At 34.3% G+C, this 2,305-nt stretch carries 2 protein-coding genes and 1 pseudogene; all 3 read left to right on the top strand.

Features of this window, described 5'->3' with window-relative positions; translation table 11 throughout:
• Positions 1–185 (top strand): annotated as a pseudogene (locus ACOMCU_RS27880) (M15 family peptidase); the annotation flags it as partial.
• Positions 186–550: 365 nt separating this feature from the next.
• Positions 551–805 carry a hypothetical protein gene (locus tag ACOMCU_RS27875; protein ID WP_421052279.1) on the top strand — a complete coding sequence of 85 codons (255 nt, stop codon included), beginning with the start codon at positions 551–553 and terminating at the stop codon, positions 803–805.
• A gap of 222 nt (positions 806–1,027) precedes the next feature.
• Positions 1,028–2,125 carry a beta-propeller fold lactonase family protein gene (locus ACOMCU_RS27870; RefSeq protein WP_421052278.1) on the top strand — a complete coding sequence of 366 codons (1,098 nt, stop codon included), beginning with the start codon at positions 1,028–1,030 and terminating at the stop codon, positions 2,123–2,125.
• Positions 2,126–2,305: the final 180 nt, after the last annotated feature.

Below are 2,305 nucleotides of genomic sequence, written 5' to 3'. Positions count from 1 at the left end.
ATACAACATGGAATCCAGGTTCACCAGCTATGAAAACTGAAACAGAAAACTTCATTGCACAGGCTGTAAAGGATGGAATCGTTCAGGAACCACATTTAAAGGATTTACAGAATGGCGCAATGACAACCGACCGTTTAATGGGTCTGTATATTACAATTCAACAGCGTAAAAATAATGAAAAATAGTTAAAATCAGTACAGTACTTGTTGAATTTAATAATAAAAATACTTGTCAAAACGCAAGTAGAGCAATAAATTAGTGAAAATCTAAAAATATAACCAGATTTCTATGCTATTAAGTCTGGTCTTTTTGTAAATTTATTTGATATATATGGTAGTGTGGTTATTTATCCCAAATCATCATTATTGTATTTTTAATGGTTTCCATAATCCGAAGATTTCTAAGAACGTTCATCTTACTATATTTGTAATTTATTAAAGTTTAATTCGAGTTATATACAAATATAAAAAAATGCGTAATAAACACTTGCTCTTTCTATAGTTGTTATAAAACATACTATATAGGAAACACATAGAAAGGAGGTGACTTTATGAATAAATGTAAATGCAAAGGATATAAGTGTATGTGCAAATACAAGGAGAAAGTGGGAGATTATAATTATGATGAAGAGAATATTTTATTAAATATTCTGGTACAACTCCAAAATCTCCAACAACAACAAGAACAACAACAACAACAGCTTCAAGATCAAGCTCAACTTCAAGCTCAAACTCAAACTGATACCGATACAATATCAAATGTTGGAAACCCTAAGGTTTTCGTGATCAACGTCCCGGCGGCGTAAATTTGGTTTGACATTGAAAAAAATGGCCATCTATCGAAAATAATCAGATAGATGGCCTTTCTTTGTACGTACCGATAAACAATGAGATTGCTAAAGAGGTGTGTGTTCAGTGTAATTTGTTTATATCTATTTGAAACTTATACATAGAATGAAGAGAGGAAGCATAATTATGATTCTTGATTTTTCATATGCCTCCTACAATAATTAAAAGGAGGTGATATTTTGTCGGATATATTACCAGATTTACAAAAATTTATTAATAGAAACGTATTTTTACGCTTAGTTTCATTGGACTCGATCCAAGGCCTTTTGACTCAAGTCAATGAAACGAACAGAACAGTTCTCATAAATAATGAAAATGGAATAAACGTAGTTGGGATTGATGAGATTATTACTTTTTTTGTTATTACTTTTGCATATGTAACGGATTTCCAACTTGATAGGATCTCTGTGATTAACCTGTTCAATAACACCGTTACAACTACTATTCCAGTTATGAATGAGCCTATTGGTATTGCGATTACACCTAATGGTCTTAGCGTCTATGTTGCAAACTCTGGTTCTAGTACTGTCTCTGTCATCAATACTGCCAGCAACACCGTCGTGGCTACTATTCCAGTTGGAAACAATCCTGGGAAAATTGCTATTGCCTCTAATGGTACCCGTGCTTATGTCACAAACTCTAGTTCTAATACGGTTTCTATCATCAATACGTTAAACAACACAGTTATTGGTACTATCCCGATTGGAGCTTCACCTAATAATATTGCGATTACACCTAATGGTCTTCGACTTTATGTCACGACCACTTCTAATACGGTCATTGTAATAAACACTAGCAACAGAACCATCATCGCTACTATTCCAGTTGCAACTTTTCTTGCTGATATTGCGATTACACCAGATGGTACCCGTGCTTATGTTACAAACCTTGGCTCTAGTATAGTTACTGTTATCAATACAGCAACAAATACCGTCATCGATACTATTCCAGTTGCAACACCTTCATATAGTATTGCGATTACACCGGATGGTACCCGTGCATATGTTGGGAATAGGGGACCAGCAACTCCTCCTTCCGCAACCGTTTCTGTGATTAACACAACTACAAACACTATCATTGATACTATCCTACTTCCTAGCCAGATTTCCGCTAAGGACATCGCGATTTCCCCTGACGGTTTTAAGGCTTACTTTGCATTCGGAGTAGGGGGTATCGGCATTATTAATACGTCTAATAATACTTTTAATCCTTCTTCAGTTATTTCAACTGGAGGAGTCGAGATAAGAGATATTGCGATTACACCGACTATATTTTAAAAATTTCTAACTATCTCAATTTCCTCCTACGACAATTAACTGATCTTGAAGTAGATGGATTATATATAGATTGAGCTTATTGAACTAAACCAGCTAATAGAATGTCAAGAAAAACATTTTTAATCGAAAAACACTTCATGTTATACTAAAAATGCGCAAGACAAAAAACCCTCCTCATTC

The organism is Lysinibacillus sp. UGB7, from assembly GCF_049058285.1.
Classification (GTDB): Bacteria; Bacillota; Bacilli; order Bacillales_A; family Planococcaceae; genus Lysinibacillus; species Lysinibacillus sphaericus_B.
The sequence above is the reverse complement of the archived record's forward strand: the minus strand, read 5'-3'. Positions and strand labels throughout refer to the sequence as shown.

Excerpts from the sequence above, each read along its gene's own strand:
- ACOMCU_RS27875 (WP_421052279.1), top strand. The coding sequence starts at position 551 with ATGAATAAATGTAAATGCAAAGGATATAAGTGTATGTGCAAATACAAG.